Annotated in this window: 4 tRNA genes; all 4 read right to left on the reverse strand. The window is 46.9% G+C overall.

Annotation, left to right across the window (positions count from 1 at the left end):
* Positions 1-29 precede the first annotated feature (29 nt).
* The 4 genes from BFU02S_RS16115 to BFU02S_RS16130 all read right to left on the reverse strand — a co-directional run bounded on the left by BFU02S_RS16115 (position 30) and on the right by BFU02S_RS16130 (position 449).
* Positions 30-103 (reverse strand) — tRNA-Gly (locus BFU02S_RS16115).
* 86 nt (positions 104-189) lie between these two features.
* Positions 190-265: transfer RNA gene (locus BFU02S_RS16120), tRNA-His, on the reverse strand.
* Between the two features lie 14 nt (positions 266-279).
* Positions 280-364 (reverse strand) — tRNA-Tyr (locus BFU02S_RS16125).
* Between the two features lie 12 nt (positions 365-376).
* Positions 377-449 (reverse strand) — tRNA-Phe (locus BFU02S_RS16130).
* Positions 450-637 lie beyond the last annotated feature (188 nt).

Here is a 637-nt window from a genome sequence, read left to right on the forward strand (position 1 = left end):
ATAAAATATTTTTTTAATTTTATCAAGATTGGAGCGGGTGATGGGAATCGAACCCACGACATCAGCTTGGAAGGCTGGAGTTTTACCATTAAACTACACCCGCAAGGAAAAGCTTCAAGACAGCAACCAAATTTGAACTCGCTAAAGGATTTGCAAACCTCCCATTTGGCTATAGACCAATAATGGAAATGGGGCGATTAGTGGGAATCGAACCCACGAGTGCCAGAGCCACAATCTGGTGCGTTAACCACTTCGCCATAACCGCCATTATCCTTTATGTGGTGGAGGGGGACGGATTCGAACCGCCGAACCCTGAGGGAGCGGATTTACAGTCCGCCGCGTTTAGCCACTTCGCTACCCCTCCGTATAAACAAGGTGGCTCAGGACGGAATTGAACCGCTGACACAAGGATTTTCAGTCCTTTGCTTTACCGACTGAGCTACTAAGCCATATAATAGATAGCACCCTACAGGACAGTTTGTGCTCGTCCTTCGTCCCCATCTCGGGAAGCTTATTCAAGATGCTGCTCGATGGGTACGCTTGTTGCTTTTTCACAGTAGCTTATTCATCCGTGCTCTACCGACTGAGCTACTGAGCCACACAAAATCTATATTAACAGTAAGGTCATCCTTACTGA

Source organism: Neobacillus fumarioli NBRC 102428 (assembly GCF_001591485.1).
Classification (GTDB): Bacteria; Bacillota; Bacilli; order Bacillales; family Cytobacillaceae; genus Neobacillus; species Neobacillus fumarioli.